General features: G+C 68.9%; 11 protein-coding genes. 8 read left to right on the top strand and 3 right to left on the bottom strand.

The window, feature by feature from the left end:
- The first annotated feature begins 23 nt into the window (after positions 1-23).
- Positions 24-875 (top strand): tetratricopeptide repeat protein, encoded by an 852-nt coding sequence (locus tag NWFMUON74_RS29280; protein ID WP_187689498.1) that lies wholly within the window; start codon positions 24-26, stop codon positions 873-875.
- Positions 876-1,229: 354 nt separating this feature from the next.
- A complete protein-coding gene (locus tag NWFMUON74_RS29275; protein ID WP_187684962.1) occupies positions 1,230-1,610 on the top strand; it encodes an SSI family serine proteinase inhibitor in 381 nt (126 codons plus the stop codon).
- A 465-nt stretch (positions 1,611-2,075) separates the two neighbouring features.
- On the opposite strand, the gene NWFMUON74_RS29270 is transcribed toward NWFMUON74_RS29275, so the two are convergent.
- A complete protein-coding gene (locus tag NWFMUON74_RS29270; protein ID WP_187684961.1) occupies positions 2,076-2,843 on the bottom strand; it encodes a dienelactone hydrolase family protein in 768 nt (255 codons plus the stop codon).
- A 154-nt stretch (positions 2,844-2,997) separates the two neighbouring features.
- On the opposite strand from NWFMUON74_RS29270, the gene NWFMUON74_RS29265 reads away from it, so the two are divergent.
- From NWFMUON74_RS29265 to glgP, 4 genes are all read left to right on the top strand, one after another.
- The gene (locus NWFMUON74_RS29265; protein WP_232110666.1) at positions 2,998-5,001 is read left to right on the top strand and encodes an alpha-1,4-glucan--maltose-1-phosphate maltosyltransferase; all 2,004 of its coding nucleotides are present in this window, start codon (positions 2,998-3,000) and stop codon (positions 4,999-5,001) included.
- Positions 5,002-5,008: 7 nt separating this feature from the next.
- Positions 5,009-7,162, top strand: a complete 2,154-nt coding sequence (gene glgB, locus NWFMUON74_RS29260; RefSeq protein ID WP_187684959.1) for a 1,4-alpha-glucan branching protein GlgB — start codon at positions 5,009-5,011, stop codon at positions 7,160-7,162.
- 273 nt (positions 7,163-7,435) lie between these two features.
- Complete coding sequence (locus NWFMUON74_RS29255) at positions 7,436-8,542, top strand: helix-turn-helix domain-containing protein (protein WP_187684958.1); 1,107 nt, start codon at positions 7,436-7,438, stop codon at positions 8,540-8,542.
- A gap of 95 nt (positions 8,543-8,637) precedes the next feature.
- Positions 8,638-11,223 (top strand): alpha-glucan family phosphorylase, encoded by a 2,586-nt coding sequence (gene glgP, locus NWFMUON74_RS29250; RefSeq protein ID WP_187684957.1) that lies wholly within the window; start codon positions 8,638-8,640, stop codon positions 11,221-11,223.
- Between the two features lie 27 nt (positions 11,224-11,250).
- On the opposite strand, the gene NWFMUON74_RS29245 is transcribed toward glgP, so the two are convergent.
- Positions 11,251-13,305 carry an AMP-binding protein gene (locus NWFMUON74_RS29245; protein ID WP_232111241.1) on the bottom strand — a complete coding sequence of 685 codons (2,055 nt, stop codon included), beginning with the start codon at positions 13,303-13,305 and terminating at the stop codon, positions 11,251-11,253.
- A 266-nt stretch (positions 13,306-13,571) separates the two neighbouring features.
- Between NWFMUON74_RS29245 and NWFMUON74_RS29240 the strand changes: the two genes are divergently transcribed.
- Entirely contained in the window at positions 13,572-14,933 is a 1,362-nt protein-coding gene (locus tag NWFMUON74_RS29240; protein WP_187684956.1) for an NCS2 family permease, read from the top strand.
- Between the two features lie 117 nt (positions 14,934-15,050).
- The gene (locus NWFMUON74_RS29235) at positions 15,051-15,593 is read left to right on the top strand and encodes a DoxX family protein (RefSeq protein WP_187684955.1); all 543 of its coding nucleotides are present in this window, start codon (positions 15,051-15,053) and stop codon (positions 15,591-15,593) included.
- 171 nt (positions 15,594-15,764) lie between these two features.
- On the opposite strand, the gene NWFMUON74_RS29230 is transcribed toward NWFMUON74_RS29235, so the two are convergent.
- Complete coding sequence (locus tag NWFMUON74_RS29230) at positions 15,765-17,825, bottom strand: ATP-dependent DNA helicase (protein WP_187684954.1); 2,061 nt, start codon at positions 17,823-17,825, stop codon at positions 15,765-15,767.
- Positions 17,826-17,830 lie beyond the last annotated feature (5 nt).

Below are 17,830 nucleotides of genomic sequence, written 5' to 3'. Positions count from 1 at the left end.
CCTCGCCCGCCGTCGCCGCTGCTATGTCCGGTGCGGTGGATCTGTCCAGTCTGAAACAGCCGGCCGCCGCGGCGGATGCGCCGACCGGTCACGCCGTCACCGAGGCCGATTTCGAGACCAAGGTGCTGCGTCGATCGATGCAGGTTCCGGTGGTCATCGTCCTGTACTCGCAGCGCAGCCCGGGCAGCGTGGAGCTGGTGAAGCTGTTCGAGCGCCTGGTGGGTGAGGGCGATGGCAGCTGGGACCTGGCCACCGTCGAGGCCGAGCCGAATATGCGCATAGCGCAGGCGCTCGGGGTGCAGGGCATCCCGACCGTCATCGCGGTGGCCGCGGGCCAGCCGCTCGCCGATTTCCAAGGCGCGCAACCCGAGCCGCAGGTGAAGCAGTGGCTCGCGGCCGTGGTCGACGCGGTGCGGGGCAAGCTCGAAGGTGGCGTCGAGGGTGAGCAGGCCGCGGCCGTGCCGGAGGATCCCCGTTTCACCGCCGCCGAGGAGGCGCTCGATCGCGGCGACATCGCCGGTGCCGAGGCCGCCTACGAGAAGATCCTCGCCGAGGAGCCGGCCAATGCCGAGGCCAAGGCGGCGCTGCGGCAGGTGCGCTTCTTCGGCCGGGCGCAGGGCCTGCCGGCGGACGCCATCGCGCGGGCCGACGCCGCTCCGGACGATATCGACGCCGCCTTCGCGGCCGCCGACATGGAGTGCTTCAACCAAGAGCCCGAGGCCGCCTTCACCCGCCTGATCAACTTGATCAAGCGCACGGCGGGCGACGACCGCAACCGCGTGCGCACTCGCCTGGTCGAGCTGTTCGAGCTGTACGACACCGCCGACCCGGTCGTGGTCGCCGCACGCCGCAAACTCGCCACCGCACTGTATTAGGGAACCTCCGCCGACACCGCGGGCACCGGTCGTCGCCTCGCCGATCCTTGCGAGTACGCCGAGCACACGTGCCGAGCGACCTATGTGCGCGGAGTGATGGCATCCGCGCAGAGTGGTGGCACCCGCGTGGCGTGATGGCGTCCGCGTGGCGTGGTGGCGTCCGCGTGGCGTGGTGGCGTCCGCGTGGCGTGGTGGTCTCCGCGCGGAGTGGTGGCACGCGTGGGAACGGCGGCTTGCGGTTGACGCGACGGTATGCGTGCGGAGTGCGGGGCGGGCGTGGAGCCACGCTCACTGGATACGATTCGGTGTGCCGGGTGGTGCACAGGAATTCGGGTTGGGGGGAGAGGCGAACAGATGCGTGTTGCGAGGAAGTCCGCTCGGGTAGTGGTGGGGATCGTTGCCGCTGTGGCGGTGCTGCTTGCTGCGGGCAGTGCTGTGGCGGAGGAGCCCGCGACGCGGCTGGTGCTTACCCGCGAGGACTCGGATCAGCCGACGCGCACGGCCACTTTGACCTGCGATCCGGTTGGTGGCTCGCATCCCGCCGCGGTGGCGGCCTGTGGGTTCCTCGCCCCGCTCGGTGAACTGACGCTTCCGGAGGAGGATCCGAGCGTGCGCTGCTTCCGCTACCACCCGGTGGTCTACCGGGCCGAGGGCATTCTGCGCGGTACGCCCATCTCGGTGGTACGCACCTACGGCTGCCTGATACCCGAACTCCCCGCACTCTGGGCATTCTGATCCGCCGAGCACCCTGCCAACGGCCGTGCCCCCGCGTCAGCCACCGCCCCGCCCAGCCGGGACGGAGCGAAGCACGGAAGACGGTTTCCCGAGGAAATCCGCGCTGTAGCGCAGGGGTGGATTCGCGAGGCGTCGTTGTCGCGCTGTAGCGCCTGGGGCGGTTTCGTGAGGGTGTGTCGCGCTGTAGTGAAGGGGCGATGTCGTGCGGCGTTGTCAGGCTGAAAGTGCGGGGGCGGTTTCGTGCGGCGTTGTCGGGGCTGTAATGCAGGGGCGGTTTGCGAGGCGTAGTGCGGGGACATTCGCGAGGGCGTTGTCGGGTCGTACTGCGGCGACGGGCTTGCGAGAATGCCGTTGGGCCACGGTGTGGGATAGATGGTTTCGCGAAATGCTGTCGGGTCGTAGCCCGCTGGATGGTTCGCGAGAGCGTCGTCAGGTGGTGGGGAGGTTTGGTGAGGCGGCTCGTGATCAGCGGGGCGGGGTGAGGTTGCGGTCCAGCAGGGACAGGAGTTCGTGCCAGTGGCGTTCGGCGGCCTGTTCGTTGTAGGAGGCGGTGTCGGTTTGGGTGTAGCCGTGCTGGGCGCCCGCGTAGATCTCGCTGCGGTAGCGGATGCCCGCGTCGGTGAGGGTCTTCTCGAGGCGCTCGATCTGTTCCGCCGTCATGGAGCGGTCGTTGTCCGCATGCCCGAAATACAGTTCCGCCGTGACGTTTCCGAGAGCGTGATGCGGGCTGTCGGTGGTATCGGTGACCAGGCCACCGCCGTGGAATCCGGCGGCTGCCGCCACGCGATCCGGGAAGGCGCCGACGGTGAACACGACCAACCGGGCGCCCATGCAGTATCCGGTGAGGCCCGCGGGACCCGCGGCCGTCCGGTCGTTCGCCGCCAGCCAGTCGAGATACGCGGCGGCGTCGGCGGCCGCAATCTCCGGCGTGAGTTCCTGGATCATCGGCAGCAACCGCTGAAAAATGTCCGGGCGCTGACCCGGGTCGATGAAGTCGGGCAGCTCGACAACAGGCGCGCGGCCGTGCCGGTAGAACACATTCGGGGCCAGTACCGTGTACCCGTGCGCGGCGATGCGATCCGCCATGGCTCGCAGACTCGGCCGCACCCCGAAGGCGTCCATGTAGAGCAGCACGCCCGGATGCGGTGCGCCGTCGGCGGGGGCCGCCAGATAGCTGTCGGCGACACCGGCGGGCGCGGGGACGTCCACGGAGAGGCCTTGCACTGCGGTCATGAGCGATTCCTCCTGGAAGGTCGGCGGTCCGGCCGGAGCGGAGGATGTCTCCGCTTCAGGTTTCGTCACCAGCCTGCCATGCCGTCCCGGCTCGGGTACAGGCCCGGTGGCCGCCTTTCATGATCGGGTGGGGTTTGCCGGTACGGTTGGTCTCGTGACGGGTCGCATCGCCATCGATGACACCGCTCCGGCCATACCCGGTGGCCGCCCGGCCAAAGCCGTGGTGGGCGAGGTGTTCCCGGTGCGGGCCGTGGTGTGGCGCGAGGGCCACGGCGTGGTCGGCGCGACGCTGGCGGTGCGCGCGCCCGGCGCCTCGCGGGCCCGGCGGATCCGGATGGCGCCGGAGTACGAGCCCGACGTGTTCAACGCCGTGTTCACCCCGAACGAGCCGGGGATGTGGACCTTCCGCATCGAGGGCTGGGGCGACCCGATAGCGACATGGCGGGCGGCCGTGGAGGCCAAGCTCGCCGTCGGCCAGAGCGCCGCCGACCTGGCCAACGACCTGGAAATCGGTGCGCGGCTGCTGGACCGCGCGGCCCAGCAGGTGCCGAAGCGGCAGTGGGAGCGGTTGCGCGCGGCCGCGGCCGCGTTGCGTGGCGACGGCCAGTTACCCGCCCGGGTGGCCCCGGCGTTCAGCGCGGAGGTCGGCGAGATTCTGCGGGCGAACCCGTTGCGCGAGTTGGTCACGCGCGGCCCGCAGCACACCGTGCTGGTGGAGCGGCGGCAGGCGCTGTACGGCGCGTGGTACGAGTTCTTCCCGCGCTCGACCGGCGGCTGGGACGCCGACGGTAACCCGGTGCACGGCACCTTCGCCACCGCCGCCGAGGAACTGCCGCGCATCGCCGCCATGGGCTTCGACGTGGTGTATCTGCCGCCGATCCACCCGATCGGCAAGGTGAATCGCAAGGGCCGCAACAACTCCCTGACCGCCGAGCCCGGTGATGTGGGCTCCCCGTGGGCGATCGGTTCCGACGAGGGCGGGCACGACGCCTTCCATCCGCTGCTCGGCACCGAGGCCGATTTCATCGACTTCGTCTGCGCCGCACGGGAACTCGGTCTGGAGGTGGCGCTGGATCTGGCGCTGCAGTGCGCCCCCGACCATCCGTGGGTCCGCGAGCATCCGGAGTGGTTCACCACGCTGCCGGACGGCACCATCGCCTTCGCGGAGAACCCGCCCAAGAAATACCAGGACATCTACCCGATCGACTTCGACAACGATCCGGACGGGCTGTACGCCGAGGTGCTGCGGGTGGTGCGGTACTGGATTTCGCTGGGCGTCACCATATTCCGGGTCGACAATCCGCACACCAAGCCCGCCGACTTCTGGGAGTGGCTGCTCGCGCAGGTCCGCGGGACCGACCCGGACGTGCTGTTCCTGTCCGAGGCGTTCACCCGCCCGGCCCGGCTGTACGGGCTGGCGCGGCGCGGCTTCGCCCAGTCCTACACCTATTTCACCTGGCGCACCGGCAAACACGAGCTGGCCGAGTTCGGTCGCGAGCTGGCCGCCAAGGCCGACGAGGCGCGGCCGAACCTGTTCGTCAATACTCCCGACATCCTGCACGAGAGCCTGCAGCACGGCGGTCCGGGCATGTTCGCGATCCGCGCGGTGCTGGCGGCCACGCTGGCGCCGGCGTGGGGCGTGTACTCCGGATTCGAGCTGTTCGAGCATCAGGCGGTGCGGCCGGGCAGCGAGGAGTATCTGGACTCGGAGAAGTACCAGCTGCGCCCGCGTCCCTTCACCGAGGCGGCCGCTCGCGGGGAGTCGCTGGAGCCGTGGCTGACCCGGCTCAACGAGATCCGCCGCGCCCATCCGGCCCTGCAACAGTTGCGCTGCATCACCTTTCACCACATCGACAACGACGCCCTGCTGGCGTACTCGAAGGTGGATCCCGGCACCGGCGACGCCGTGCTGGTGGTGGTGAATCTCGATCCGTTCGGCGCCGAGGACGGCATGATCTCGCTGGACATGCCGGCGATCGGCCGCGAATGGCACGACCACCCGGTGGTGTTCGATGAGGTGAGCGGCGAGGAATACCACTGGGGCCGAACGAATTACGTGCGGCTGGATCCGGCGCGGGCGGTCGCCCACATCCTCACGCTCCCACCGGTTTCGGCGGCGGCGCGCACGGAATTGGCCTACCGGAGGTCGTTCCGGTGAGGTGCCGATGAACCGCCGTGATCTGCTGCTGCTGGCCGCGGGTACCCACCGCGACCCGCACACGGTGCTCGGCGCGCATCCGCATCCCACCGGCACGGTGATCAGAGCTCTTCGCCCGCACGCGAATTCGGTGTCGGCGCGGATCGGCGGCACCGATTACCCGCTGGCGCACGTGGAGCACGGCGTCTTCGAAGGCATCGTGCCCTTCCCGGACCTCTGGGACTACCGGTTGCTGGTGTCGTACCCGAACAGCCGGACCGTCCTCGATGCCGACGGTTACCGGTTCCTGCCGACGGTCGGCGAACTCGACCTGCACCTGATCGGCGAGGGCCGCCACGAGCGGTTGTGGGAGGTGCTGGGCGCGCATCCGCGCCGCTACACCACGCTCGACGGCGAGGTGGCGGGGACGTCGTTCGCGGTGTGGGCGCCGAACGCCCGCGGTGTCGCGGTGACCGGCGACTTCGACGGGTGGAGCGGAAACACCGCGCCCATGCGGCAATTGGGCGGTTCCGGGGTGTGGGAGCTGTTCGTCCCGGGGATCGGGGTGGGTGCGAAATACAAGTTCCGGGTGCACGGCGCGGACGGCCGCACGGTCGACCACGCCGATCCGTTGGCCTTCGCCACCGAGGTCCCCCCGGCGACCGCGTCGGTGGTCACCGAGAGCCGCTACACCTGGGGCGACGACGACTGGATCGCCACGCGCGCCCGCACCGACCCGGTGCGGGCGCCCATGAGCGTCTACGAGGTGCATCTGGGCTCGTGGCGGCCGGGCCTGGACTATCGCGAGGCGGCCGCGCAACTCACCGAATACGTGCTGGCACAGGGTTATACGCACGTCGAGTTGCTGCCCGTCGCGGAGCATCCGTTCGGCGGTTCGTGGGGTTATCAGGTCACCTCCTACTACGCGCCGACCGCCCGCTTCGGCACGCCCGACGATTTCCGGGCGTTCGTGGATCACCTGCACGCGGCGGGCATCGGCGTGCTGCTGGATTGGGTGCCCGCGCACTTTCCGCGCGACGAATGGGCGCTGGGCCGATTCGGCGGCACGGCGCTCTACGAGCACCCCGACCCACGCCGCGGCGAGCAATTGGACTGGGGTACTTACGTTTTCGACTTCGGCCGCCACGAGGTGCGGAACTTCCTGGTCGCCAACGCGCGCTATTGGATCGAGGAGTTCCACATCGACGGCCTGCGCGTCGACGCCGTGGCCTCGATGCTGTACCTGGACTATTCACGCCCGGAGGGCGGCTGGGAACCGAACATCCACGGCGGGCGGGAGAACCTGGAGGCCGTGGCGTTCCTGCAGGAGATGAACGCGATGGTGCACAAGCATCATCCGGGCGTGGTCACCATCGCCGAGGAGTCGACCACCTGGCCCGGCGTCACCCGGTCCACAGATGTCGGCGGCCTGGGTTTCACCATGAAGTGGAACATGGGCTGGATGCACGACACCCTGGGCTACCTGGGCCGCGACCAGATCCATCGCAGCTGGCACCACAACGAGATCACCTTCTCGACCGTGTACGCGTGGAGTGAGAACTACGTGCTGCCGATCAGTCACGACGAGGTGGTGCACGGCAAGGGCACGCTGTGGACGCGGATGCCCGGCGACGACTGGGTGAAGGCGTGCGGGGTGCGCACGCTGCTGGCCTACCAGTGGGCCCATCCGGGCAAGCAGCTGCTGTTCATGGGGCAGGACTTCGGCCAGTTCCGGGAGTGGTCGCACGATCGCGGACTGGATTGGCACGAGCTGGAGAATCCGCTGCACGACGGCATCCGACGCCTCGTGCGCGACCTCAACGCGGCCTATCGCGCGCATCCGGCGCTGTGGTCGCAAGACGCCTCGCCGGGCGGTTACGCCTGGATCGACGCCGACGACCGGGCCGGTAATGTCGTCGCCTTCCTGCGCTACGGCTCCGACGACTCGCTGGTGGCCTGCGTCTACAACTTCTCCGGCGCCCAGCATCGCGACTACCGCATCGGCCTCCCGGCCCCCGGCCGCTGGCGCGAGATCCTCAATACCGATGCCGCCGACTACGCCGGGAGCGGCGTGGGCAACCTCGGCGGAGTCGAGGCGGGCCCGCAACCGTGGCACGGACGGCCGTACTCGGCGACGGTCACGCTCGCCCCCAACAGCGCGGTGTGGCTCGCCCCGGAGTGACCAGCAGGGTCAGGCCCGCATGTCAGGGCCTGTCCAGCCGACGGCGTGCGCACTGCGTCGAGAAGGGCATGTCGGGCGAAGACATTGAGTTTGATCAGTCGTACGGCCACAGGACAGCCCAGAGCTATATCGCGAGCGGCAAAACCGCAACCAGCAGAGGACCCGCCGATATACCGGTCATACCAATCGCCTTCCGAACGACCATCGTGCGAAACTCAGACGGGGAGAAACGGTTTCGATATCGGTGAACCTCAGCCTGTCTACGATTGGGGTGTGGATCACACTGCACTACGCGCCGCGCGGGAGGCGGCCGGACTGTCGCTGTCCGAGATGGCGCGACAGGTGCCGTACTCGAAAGCCGCACTCGGGCATTACGAGACAGGTGTTCGGACTCCTACGGCCGAGGTGATCACTTGGTATGAGCGGGTGTGTGGAGCAGATCGCGTCAATTGGGTACTTCGGATCGCCGCATCGGATATCGGCGGGGACACCCTCGACCGGCTGGAGTCGGCCGTAGACGATCTGGCGTCGGCATATCCGACCACACCGGCTGAGGAACTCCTTACACGCATCCGGCACCATCTCGGATTCGCCGCGAAATTGATGGACGCCAAGAAGACGCTGAGCCAGCACCGGCGGCTGGTTGTCGTTGTCGGATGGTTGAATCTGTTGGCTAGCACTTGTCATGTCGACCTGGGAGAACTGCCTGACGCTGCGGCAAGAGGACATGCCGCATGGCAGGCTTCGCTGGAAGCCGAGCACCGAGAAATTTCCGGCTGGTGCCTGGAAACCCGTGCGTGGGAACGGCTTACGGCTGGAAAATTCGCCGTTGCCGCTGAATTGTCCCGCGCTGCACAGGAAATCGCACCCGAGGACAGTTCGGCTTTCATCCAAGCAACGGCACAGGAAGGGCGGGCCCTGGCGCGACTCGGAAACAGCGAGGGAACCTACGGGGCTCTGCGCAAGGTCGCGCGCCTGGTTTCCGGGCTGAGCACACCCGACAGGCCGGAACACCATTTTCGGTACGACCCGGCCAAGTCGGACGCCTACGTGGCTACCACGTTGTCCTGGCTGGGTGACCCGGCGGCCGAGTCGTACGCGCGCCATGTTCTTGCCGATCTGAAGGCCGCTGAGTCCGCCCGGCCACGCCGGATCGCATCGGCGAACTTGGACTTGGGTCTCGCCCTGGTGGCGGCCGACAAACCCGAGGAAGCAGCGGACGCGGCCCTCACTGCGGTTGCGTCCGGGCGTCTGGTGCCGTCGAACTACTGGCGGGTGTCCGAGGTCGTCTCCGGGATAGAGGGGCGTGGCGCTCCGGACGCGGCCATAGTGCGTGAGGCGTTCCGGGACACGTATGCACCATGCCACGGCGTGAGCTGACCAGTGCCTGTCGTAGGTCTGCGTTCTGGGTTCGCCGCAGGTCAGGACATTGATCCAGCTCGGCGGATCCTACCGCGTCATGTAGGGTCATTCGGGTGAAGGCATTGCGTCGGTTCACGGTCCGTGCCCATCTGCCCGAGCGGTTGTCGGCGCTCGCTGAACTGGCGACGAATCTGCGGTGGTCGTGGCATATGCCGACGCAGGATCTGTTCGCCGAGCTGGATCCGGGGCTGTGGGTGGAGGTCGGGCGGGATCCGGTGCGGATGCTGGGGGAGGTGCCCGCGGCCCGGCTCGACGAACTGGCCGCCGATGCCGCCTACATCCGCGCGGTGGACGCCGCGGCGGCCGGTCTGCGGGACTATCTGGAGCGGCCGAGCTGGTTCGATCGGCAGTCGGACGGCGACCGGGCCGAGCACCTGCCGCGGGCCATCGCCTACTTCTCGATGGAGTTCGGCGTGACCGAGGTGCTGCCGAACTATTCGGGTGGGCTCGGGATCCTCGCGGGCGATCATCTGAAGGCCGCGTCCGATCTGGGGCTGCCGCTCATCGGCGTGGGTCTGCTGTACCGGTCCGGATACTTCCGGCAGTCGCTGACCGCGGACGGCTGGCAGGCCGAGCGCTACCCGGATCTGGATCCGCAGGGCCTGCCGCTGCGGTTGCTCACCGAGTCGGGTGCGCCTGTGCTGGTGCACGTGCCGATGCCGGAGGGCCGTGTGCTGCGGGCGCGGGTGTGGATCGCGCAGGTGGGCCGGATTCCGTTGCTGCTGCTGGATTCCGATATCGCCGACAACGATCCGGAGCTGCGTGCGGTGACCGATCGCCTCTACGGCGGCGATCAGGACCATCGCATCAAACAGGAGATCCTGGCGGGCATCGGCGGCGTGCGGGCGGTACGCGCCTACACCCACGCCCACGGGCTGCCCGACCCGGACGTCTTCCACATGAACGAGGGCCACGCCGGTTTCCTGGGCATCGAGCGGATCCGCGAATTCATGGCCGCCGGAATGGATTTCGACGCGGCGCTGACCGCGGTCCGGGCGGGCACGGTATTCACCACGCACACCCCGGTGCCCGCCGGAATCGACCGGTTCGCGGTCGCCCTGGTCCGGCGCTACTTCGGCGGAGCGCACGGCGAACGCGAATCTCCGCTGCTGCCTGGCGTTTCCGTGGATCGCATCGTGGCGCTCGGGCGCGAGGCCGATCCGTCGGTGTTCAACATGGCGCACCTCGGGTTGCGACTGGCTCAGCGCGCCAACGGGGTGTCGCGGTTGCACGGCGAGGTCAGCCGCGCCATGTTCGCGTCGCTGTGGCCGGGTTTCGATGCCGCCGAGGTGCCCATCGGCTCGGTCACCAACGGTGTGCACGCCCCCACCTGGGCGGCGCGGGAGTGGATAGACAAGGCCCGGGAGCTCGTCGGCCCCGAACTGGTGGAGGAGGCGCGCGGCTGGGAGCGACTGCGCGACATCGACCTGCGCGAGCTGTGGTCTACGCGAAATACCCTGCGCGGCAAGCTGGTCGCAGAGGTGCGTCGCCGAGTGCGGGCCTCGTGGCTGGAGCGCGGTGCCGCGCCCGCCGAATTGACCTGGGTCGACGACGTTTTCGATCCGAACGTGCTCACGGTCGGATTCGCGCGCCGGGTGCCGACCTACAAGCGACTGACGCTGATGCTGCGCGATCCGCAGCGGCTGCGTGCGCTGCTGCTGGATCCCGAGCGCCCGGTGCAGCTGGTGGTGGCGGGCAAGAGTCACCCGGCCGACGACGGCGGCAAGGCGCTGATCCAGCAGGTGGTCCGCTTCGCCGACGACCCGGCCGTGCGGCATCGCATCGTCTTCCTGCCCGACTACGACATGTCGATGGCCCGCTACCTGTACTGGGGATGCGATGTGTGGCTGAACAATCCGCTGCGCCCGCTGGAGGCGTGCGGCACCTCGGGCATGAAGGCCGCGCTCAACGGCTCGCTGAACCTGTCGATCCGCGACGGCTGGTGGGACGAGATGTACGACGGCGAGAACGGCTGGGCCATTCCCACCGCCGACGGCGTCCGCGACGATCACCGCCGCGACGACCTGGAGGCCGCCGCCCTGTACGAGATGCTGGAGCGTGCGGTGCTGCCGCGGTTCTACGACCGCGACGGCGACGATCTGCCGGTGCGCTGGATGGAGATGGTCCGGCACACCCTGCAGACCCTGGGACCGCAGGTGCTGGCCTCGCGTATGGTGCGCGACTACGCCGTCGACTACTACATTCCCGCCGCTGCCGCGTATTCCGGTGTGGCGCAGGACGATTTCGCCGGGGCGCGGGAATTGGCGGAGTACCGCCGCCGGGTCGAGTCGGTGTGGCCGCGGGTGAAGGTGGTCCAGGTGGACAGCGCGGGCCTGCCCGACACCCCGGTGATCGGCGCGGATCTGTCGCTGCGCGCCCGCATCGATCTGGCGGGACTGGCGCCGTCGGATGTGGTGGTGCAGGCGGTGCTGGGCCGGGTGTCTCCCGATGACGACCTCTCCGATGTCATCACCATCGAAATGACGCACACGGCAAACGATTCCGGAGTGGAGATCTACGCCGCCGACACCCCCGTGCCCCTCTCGGGCGCGGTGGGCTACACCGTCCGCGTCCTGCCCCGTCACCGCCTGCTGTCCGGTCCTGCCGAGCTGGGGCTGGTCGCCGCACCGACCCCGTAGGCTGGGCGGTGCGGGTCCGTGACCGGCTCAGCTCTGCTGTGCCAGAGCGCGTTTCATGATCTTGCCGGTGGGATTGCGGGGGAGGGCATCGAGGAAGTGAACGTCGCGGGGGACCGAGAAGCGGCCGAGGCGGTTGCGGATGTAGGTGCGGATCATGTCGGGATCCAGGCCGGAATCATCGCGCTTGACGACGAAAGCCGCCAGGCGCTGGCCGAATTCGTGGTCCGGCACGCCGACCACGGCCACCTCGCTCACCTGCGGTAGATGTGACAGGGCCTCCTCGACCGGGCGCGGAAAGACGTTCTCGCCGCCGGAGATGATCATCTCGTCGTCGCGGCCGGCGACGAACAGGCGTCCGGTGGCGTCGAGGTAGCCGACATCGCCGGTGTCGAGCATGCCGTCGGCCTCACCCGGCGGCGCGGCGTCGGTGTAGCCGTCGAACAGCATGTGGTTGCCGACGAAGATGCGGCCGGTCGCACCGATCGGCACCGGCCGCGAATCCGGGCCCAGCACAGCGACTTTCGTCCCGAGCGGCGGGCGACCGGCCGTTGTCGGGGACACTCGCAGATCGTCGGGGTCGGCGATGGTCGCCCAGGACACCTCGGTGGATCCGTACACGTTGTAGAGGGTGGCGCCGAAGAGTTCGGCGAATCGCAGCACCGCCGCGCCGGACAGCGGTGCACCGCAGCTGGCAACCACGCGCAGGCTGGAGGTGTCGTAGCGGGCGCGAACGGCGAGCGGCAGGTCCAGGATCCGGTTCACCATGATGGGCACCACGATCAGCGACGTGACCCGATGCTCGGCGATCAGCCGCAGGCAGTCCTCGGCGTCGAAGCGCTCCGGCAGCACGACCGTCGCTCGGATCGGCGTGCTGATCTGCAACGCCGCCAGGCCCCAGGTGTGGAACAGCGGCGCGGGGATCAGCATGGTCTCGTTCATCCGCAACGGGATTCGCGACAGCAGGGCAGCGACCGTGCCGAAGCCCTTGGGATGTGGGCGGCGCGCGCCCTTGGGGGTCCCGCTGGTTCCCGACGTCAGCACGATCAGCCGCCCCGGCCGCGACGGCTTGCCGAAACTGCCGCGCCCCATTGCGATCAGGTCGTCGACGGCGGCGCGGCCGGGATCGTCCGGATCGGCCGAGGCGGGGAATCGGGGGATCTCCGGCGGCAGATATCGGATCAGTTCGGCGAGCGCGGGGTCGGCGAAAACCGCTGCGAGTTCGTGCCTTTCGGCGATCTCGGCGATTCGCCCGGCGGCCAGGCCGGTGTTGAGCAGCACCACGTCCACGCCGAGTTTTCCGGCGGCGACCATGATCTCGACCATCTCGGCGTGGTTGCGCGACAGCAGGCCGATCGCGTCACCGGCGCGGATCTCCAGGTCGGCGAGCGCACTCGCCAGCGCGTGTGTCCGCTCGTGGATCTCGGCGAAGGTGCGTATGCCGCGGTCGTCGATCACCGCCGGGCGCTGCGGGTCGTAGGCGGCCGCCGCCGCGTAGCCGCCGGCCAGCGTGAAGCCCCATTTCGCCAGGCGGCGTAGCTGTTTCACGCCCTTGTCGAACCGATAGGTGCGTACCACGCCGGTCGAGATCATCTGGCGGGCGACGTCGACCTGCAGCCGCATCGGAGAGTCCTCGCCGTTGATCGTGATCGAGGTCGGCGCACCGGTCACCACGTCGGCCACCCGTCGCAGCCCGGCCAGCGTCCAGTCGATCACGGCCTCGTTCGGCAGCGTCGCCACCAGCGGATGCGCCCGGCCCGGGGCGAAGAAGGTGACGTTGACGCGGGTCTGCTCCTGGTCGCCGCGGAGCCGGATCGCGGCGAAGCAACCCTGTGCGGGACACTGCAATTCGAGGAACTCGTAGGTTCGCCCGGGGACCAGGTGCACGTCCAAGGTGCGGATTTCGCCGGTCTCGCCGCCGAGCCGCATGCGCAGCAGTGCGGGCCCGGAGTCGCTCTCGAACTGTTCGCAGGCGCCGATGCCGGGGAACAGCCGAGGGTAGGTTTCGGGATCGAGGAGCAGATCCCAGATTGCGCGGCGGTCGGCGGACAGCTCCGTGGCCGCTTCGACGATATCGGTAACCAACAGCTTGCACTTCTCGCTCGGCCGCCACGACAGCTCGGTTCGGCGGATAACATATTTGTAACGGCAGCCACATCCCAGGTCAAGAACCTCCATATTGGAGGCGAATTCTTCATTAAATTGCCCGGTGATTGCGTGTGACTTCAAGTAACGCCTGACCGGTGCCGGGCTGGATTGCTACTCGTTAGCCGTCCTGAAATGGCACGGGTGTCTCGCGGCAGCTACGGTGCCCTGGGCATTGTTCCTCCGGCCGAGGTGGAGACATCACGATGAGTACCGACGCGCAGCCGCGACCAGAGAGTCGCCTCGACTCCTACTTCGGGGTCACCCGGCTCGGGTCGACCTACAAGCGCGAGATCATGGCGGGCACCGTCACCTTCCTCGCGATGTCGTATGTGCTCGCGGTGAATCCGTCGGTCCTCGGCGACCGGGGGCAACTGGGCCCGCTCGGTATTCCGACGCAAGCGGTCTTCACCGCCACGGCCGTCGCCGCCGTGTTCGGCACGCTGGTCATGGGGTTGTGGGCGCGCTATCCGGTGGCGCTCGCGCCGGGTATGGGCCTCAACGCCTTCTTCGCGTATTCGGTGGTGCTCGGCATGGGCATCCCGTGGGAGGAGGCGTTGTCGGGCACGTTCCTGTCCGGGGTGATCTTCTTCGTGCTGGCCGTGACGAAGGTGCGCGAGAAGATCATCGACGCCATCCCGATGCAGATGAAACTGGCCGTCGGCGCGGGCATCGGCATGTTCGTGGCCTTCCTCGGCCTGAAGAACGCCGGTGTCGTGGTCGCCAGCGACGCGACCCTGGTGCACCTCGGCGACTTCACCAAGGGTAGTACGCTGCTCGCGCTGTTCGGGCTGCTGCTGACGGTGATCTTCATGGTGCTCGGCTGGCACGGCGCGGTGCTGTACGGCATCGTCGCCACCACCGTCGTCGGCATCGTCAGCGGGCTGGTGGAGTTGCCGGACTCGGTGGTCGCCATGCCGCACGGGCTGGATCAGACCTTCGGGCAGGCTCTCGTCCACCTGCCCGACGCGTTCACCGGGCAGATGGCGATCGTCGTTCTCACCATGCTGTTCGTCGACTTCTTCGATGCCTCGGGCACGTTGATCGGCATCGCCAATCAGGCGGGGCTGCTCGGTCCGGACGGCCGGCTGCCGCGGGCGGCGCAGGCTCTGGCCGCCGATTCGGTGGGCACCACGGCGGGCGCGATCATCGGCACCTCCACCACCACCGCGTACGTCGAATCCACCGCGGGCGTGAGTGCGGGCGGGCGCACCGGGTTGACCGCGGTGTCGACGGCGGCGTGGTTCCTCGTCGCGATGTTCTTCTTCCCGTTGTTCGCCGTCGTCGCGGGCGCGCCCGCGGTGACCGCGCCGGCGCTCGTGGTGGTCGGGGTGCTGATGGCCCGCGCGCTCGGCGAAATCGAATGGCACAAGCTGGAATACGCGATTCCCGCGTTCATCACGGTGGTCATGATGCCGCTGACCTATTCGATCGCCAACGGCATCGCCATGGGCCTGCTGTTCTATCCGGTGGTGATGGTCGCGCGCGGGCGCGGGCGCGAAGTGCACTGGGTGATGTGGGTGCTTATGGCGGTATTTCTCGGGTACTTCTTCTTCCTCGCCGAATAACTTCCCGGTAGCGCGCGGAATATCGATCGAACCGCCTAGAGTTGTGTCCCGTGAACGAAGCGGACCAGAGTCCGGTTTGCTTGCTCAAACTAACGAACGAAAACTCGGAGACACGCCATGACAGCCCACACCACCACCGCTCCCGACCAGCGCACCGGCGATATCGCCGCCGCCGATATCGGCCTGCTGATCCTGCGAATCGTCTTCGGCGGCCTGCTGTTCGTCCACGGGGCCCAGAAATTGTTCGGCTGGTTCGACGGAATGGGTTGGGACGCCACCACATCCGGGTTCGACCAGATGGGTTACAACCCCGGCAAGTTCTTCGGAACGCTCGCGGGCCTGAGTGAAATGGTGGGCGGCGGCCTGCTGGTGCTGGGCCTGCTCACGCCGCTCGCCGCCGCCATCGCGCTCGGCACCATGATCAACGCGATCAACGCGACCTGGCACAGCGGGCTGTTCGGCGGCGCCGAGGGACCGGGTTACGAGATGGGTCTGTTGTTCGCGGTGGCCGCGGCCGCGCTGGCGTTCACCGGGCCGGGGCGCTACTCGCTCGACAACGGCCGCCCGTGGCAGCGGCAGGGAGTCGTCTGGGGAACGGGCGCGGTGGTGCTCGCCGTCGTCGCGGGCGTCGTGACCCTGATTCTCAAATGGGTGCTCTGAGTTCGGAAGCGGCAGAAGAGTGGGGCCCCCGCACCGTGTGCAGGGCTTGGCGCGGGGGCAACAGGCACATCCGATGTGGGAATTGGGGGTTCACCGGAGTACCGGTGACCAATTTAGTTCCGCATAGAAGTTCCGCCAAGGGCTGAGAGTTAATTCACACCGGCGTGAGGTTTAGCCGCCGGTGGGTGTCGGCGCGGTCGCGGTGAGGCGTTGCAGGGCCTTGGCCACCACCTCCGGGTCGAAGGTCTCCCAATACGGTGGCAGCGAGGCGCGCAGGTAGGCGCCGTAACGCGCGGTCACCAGGCGCGGGTCCAGCACCGCGACCACGCCGCGGTCGTCGGTGCTGCGCAGCAGTCGGCCGGTGCCCTGGGCCAGCAGCAGCGCGGCGTGATTGGCCGCGATCGCCATGAATCCGTTGCCGCCGCGCGATTCCACCGCGCGCTGCCGGGCCACCAGCAGCGGATCGTCCGGTCGCGGGAACGGGATGCGGTCCAGGATCACCAGACTCAGCGACGGGCCGGGCACATCGACGCCCTGCCACAGCGACAGCGTGCCGAACAGGGAGGTCTCGGCATCCTCGGCGAAGCGGCGGACCAGGGCCCCGGTGGCATCGTCGCCCTGGCACAGCAGGGGCGTGTCCAGTCGTTGGCGCAGCACCTCGGTGGCGGCCTTGGCCGCGCGCATCGAGGAGAACAGGCCCAAAGTGCGGCCGCCCGCGGCGCGGATCAGCCGCTCGATCTCGTCCAGGGCCGCGGGGGCCATGCCGTCGCGGCCCGGAGCCGGAAGGTGCTTGGCGACGTAGAGGATTCCGGACTTGGCGTGGTCGAACGGGGAACCGACATCCAGCGAATTCCACCGCACCGCGGCATGGTCCGAAGGCGCCTCGGCGCCGTTGGCCAGGGCCGAGTCGACCCGGTTCGCCGACTGCGGCGGCAGGCCCCAGGTGACGGCCAGCCCGTCGAACGAACCGCCGACCTGCAACGTCGCGGAGGTCAGGATGACGGTGGCGGTGCCGAACAAGCGGCTGCGCAGCAGTCCGCCGACCGAGAGCGGGGCCATGTGCAGGCTGCGCCGCGCGACGCCGCGCACCTCGTCGGCGGACAGCCACAGCACGTCGCGGCGCACGGCCGGGTCGGGCTCCTCGAACGCCGTCAGCGCCCGCACGGCCGTGTCGTGCACCTCCTCGACCGCGGCGACCGCCTGGTTGCGGGCCGCGGCGGACTCCGGATCGCCCTGCGGCGCCGACACACCCGGCGGCGCCAGCGCGGTGCGCAGATTCCAGGCGGCATCACGGATCAGCGCCAGCACGGGGGAGACGCCGTCGGGCAACGCGTCCCAGCGCCCGGGCGGCAGCTCCTCGAGCAAGGCGTGCCAGGCGTCGGCGGCGCCCTCGAGCCGGTCGACCTCCTGCTCGTCGACGAGCTTGGCGCAGCGCTTGGCGGCGGCGGTGATGGCGGCGGTGGACAGTTCGGCGGTCGCCACGCCGGTGACGCGGTCGACCAGTTCGTGCGCCTCGTCGATGACGACCACATCGTGCTCGGGCAGCACCTGGATGCCGCTGATGGCATCGATGGCCAGCAGTGCGTGATTGGTGACGACCACATCGGCCTGGCCGGATTCGCTGCGGGCGCGCTCGGCGAAGCAGTCGGTGCCGAACGGGCAGCGCGACTTGCCCAGACACTCCCGGGAGGACACGCTGACCTGCCGCCATGCCCGATCCGTGACGCCCGGGGCCACCTCGTCGCGGTCGCCGGTCTCGGTGTCGGAGGCCCAGTCGTTGAGCCGCTGCACCTCGCGGCCGAGGCGGGAGACCGCGAACGCGTCGAACAGTTCGGCGTCGGACGGCTCGTCCGGGACGGCACTGTTGATCTTGTTCAGGCACAGATAGTTGTTGCGGCCCTTGAGGATAGCGAACCGTGCCCGGCGGCCGAGCGGCTGCTCCAGCGCCTCGGCCAGGCGTGGCAGGTCGCGGTCCACCAATTGGCGCTGCAGGGCGATGGTGGCCGTCGAGACCACCACCGTGCGGCCGGTCTGCACCGCGTGCCGCAGGCTCGGCACCAGATAGGCCAGCGACTTGCCGGTACCGGTGCCGGCCTGCACCGCGAGGTGCTCCGTGGTGTCGATGGAGTGCGCGACCGCGGCCGCCATGGTCTGCTGGCCCTTGCGCGCCGCGCCGCCGAGCGCCTCGACAGCGGTCGCCAGCAGGGTCGGGACGGGCGGGAGTTCGGGCACCCAGG

It is taken from the genome of Nocardia wallacei (genome assembly GCF_014466955.1).
Lineage (GTDB): Bacteria > Actinomycetota > Actinomycetes > Mycobacteriales > Mycobacteriaceae > Nocardia > Nocardia wallacei.
Note: the sequence above shows the minus strand (reverse complement) of the source record. Positions and strands in the feature narration are given on the sequence as shown.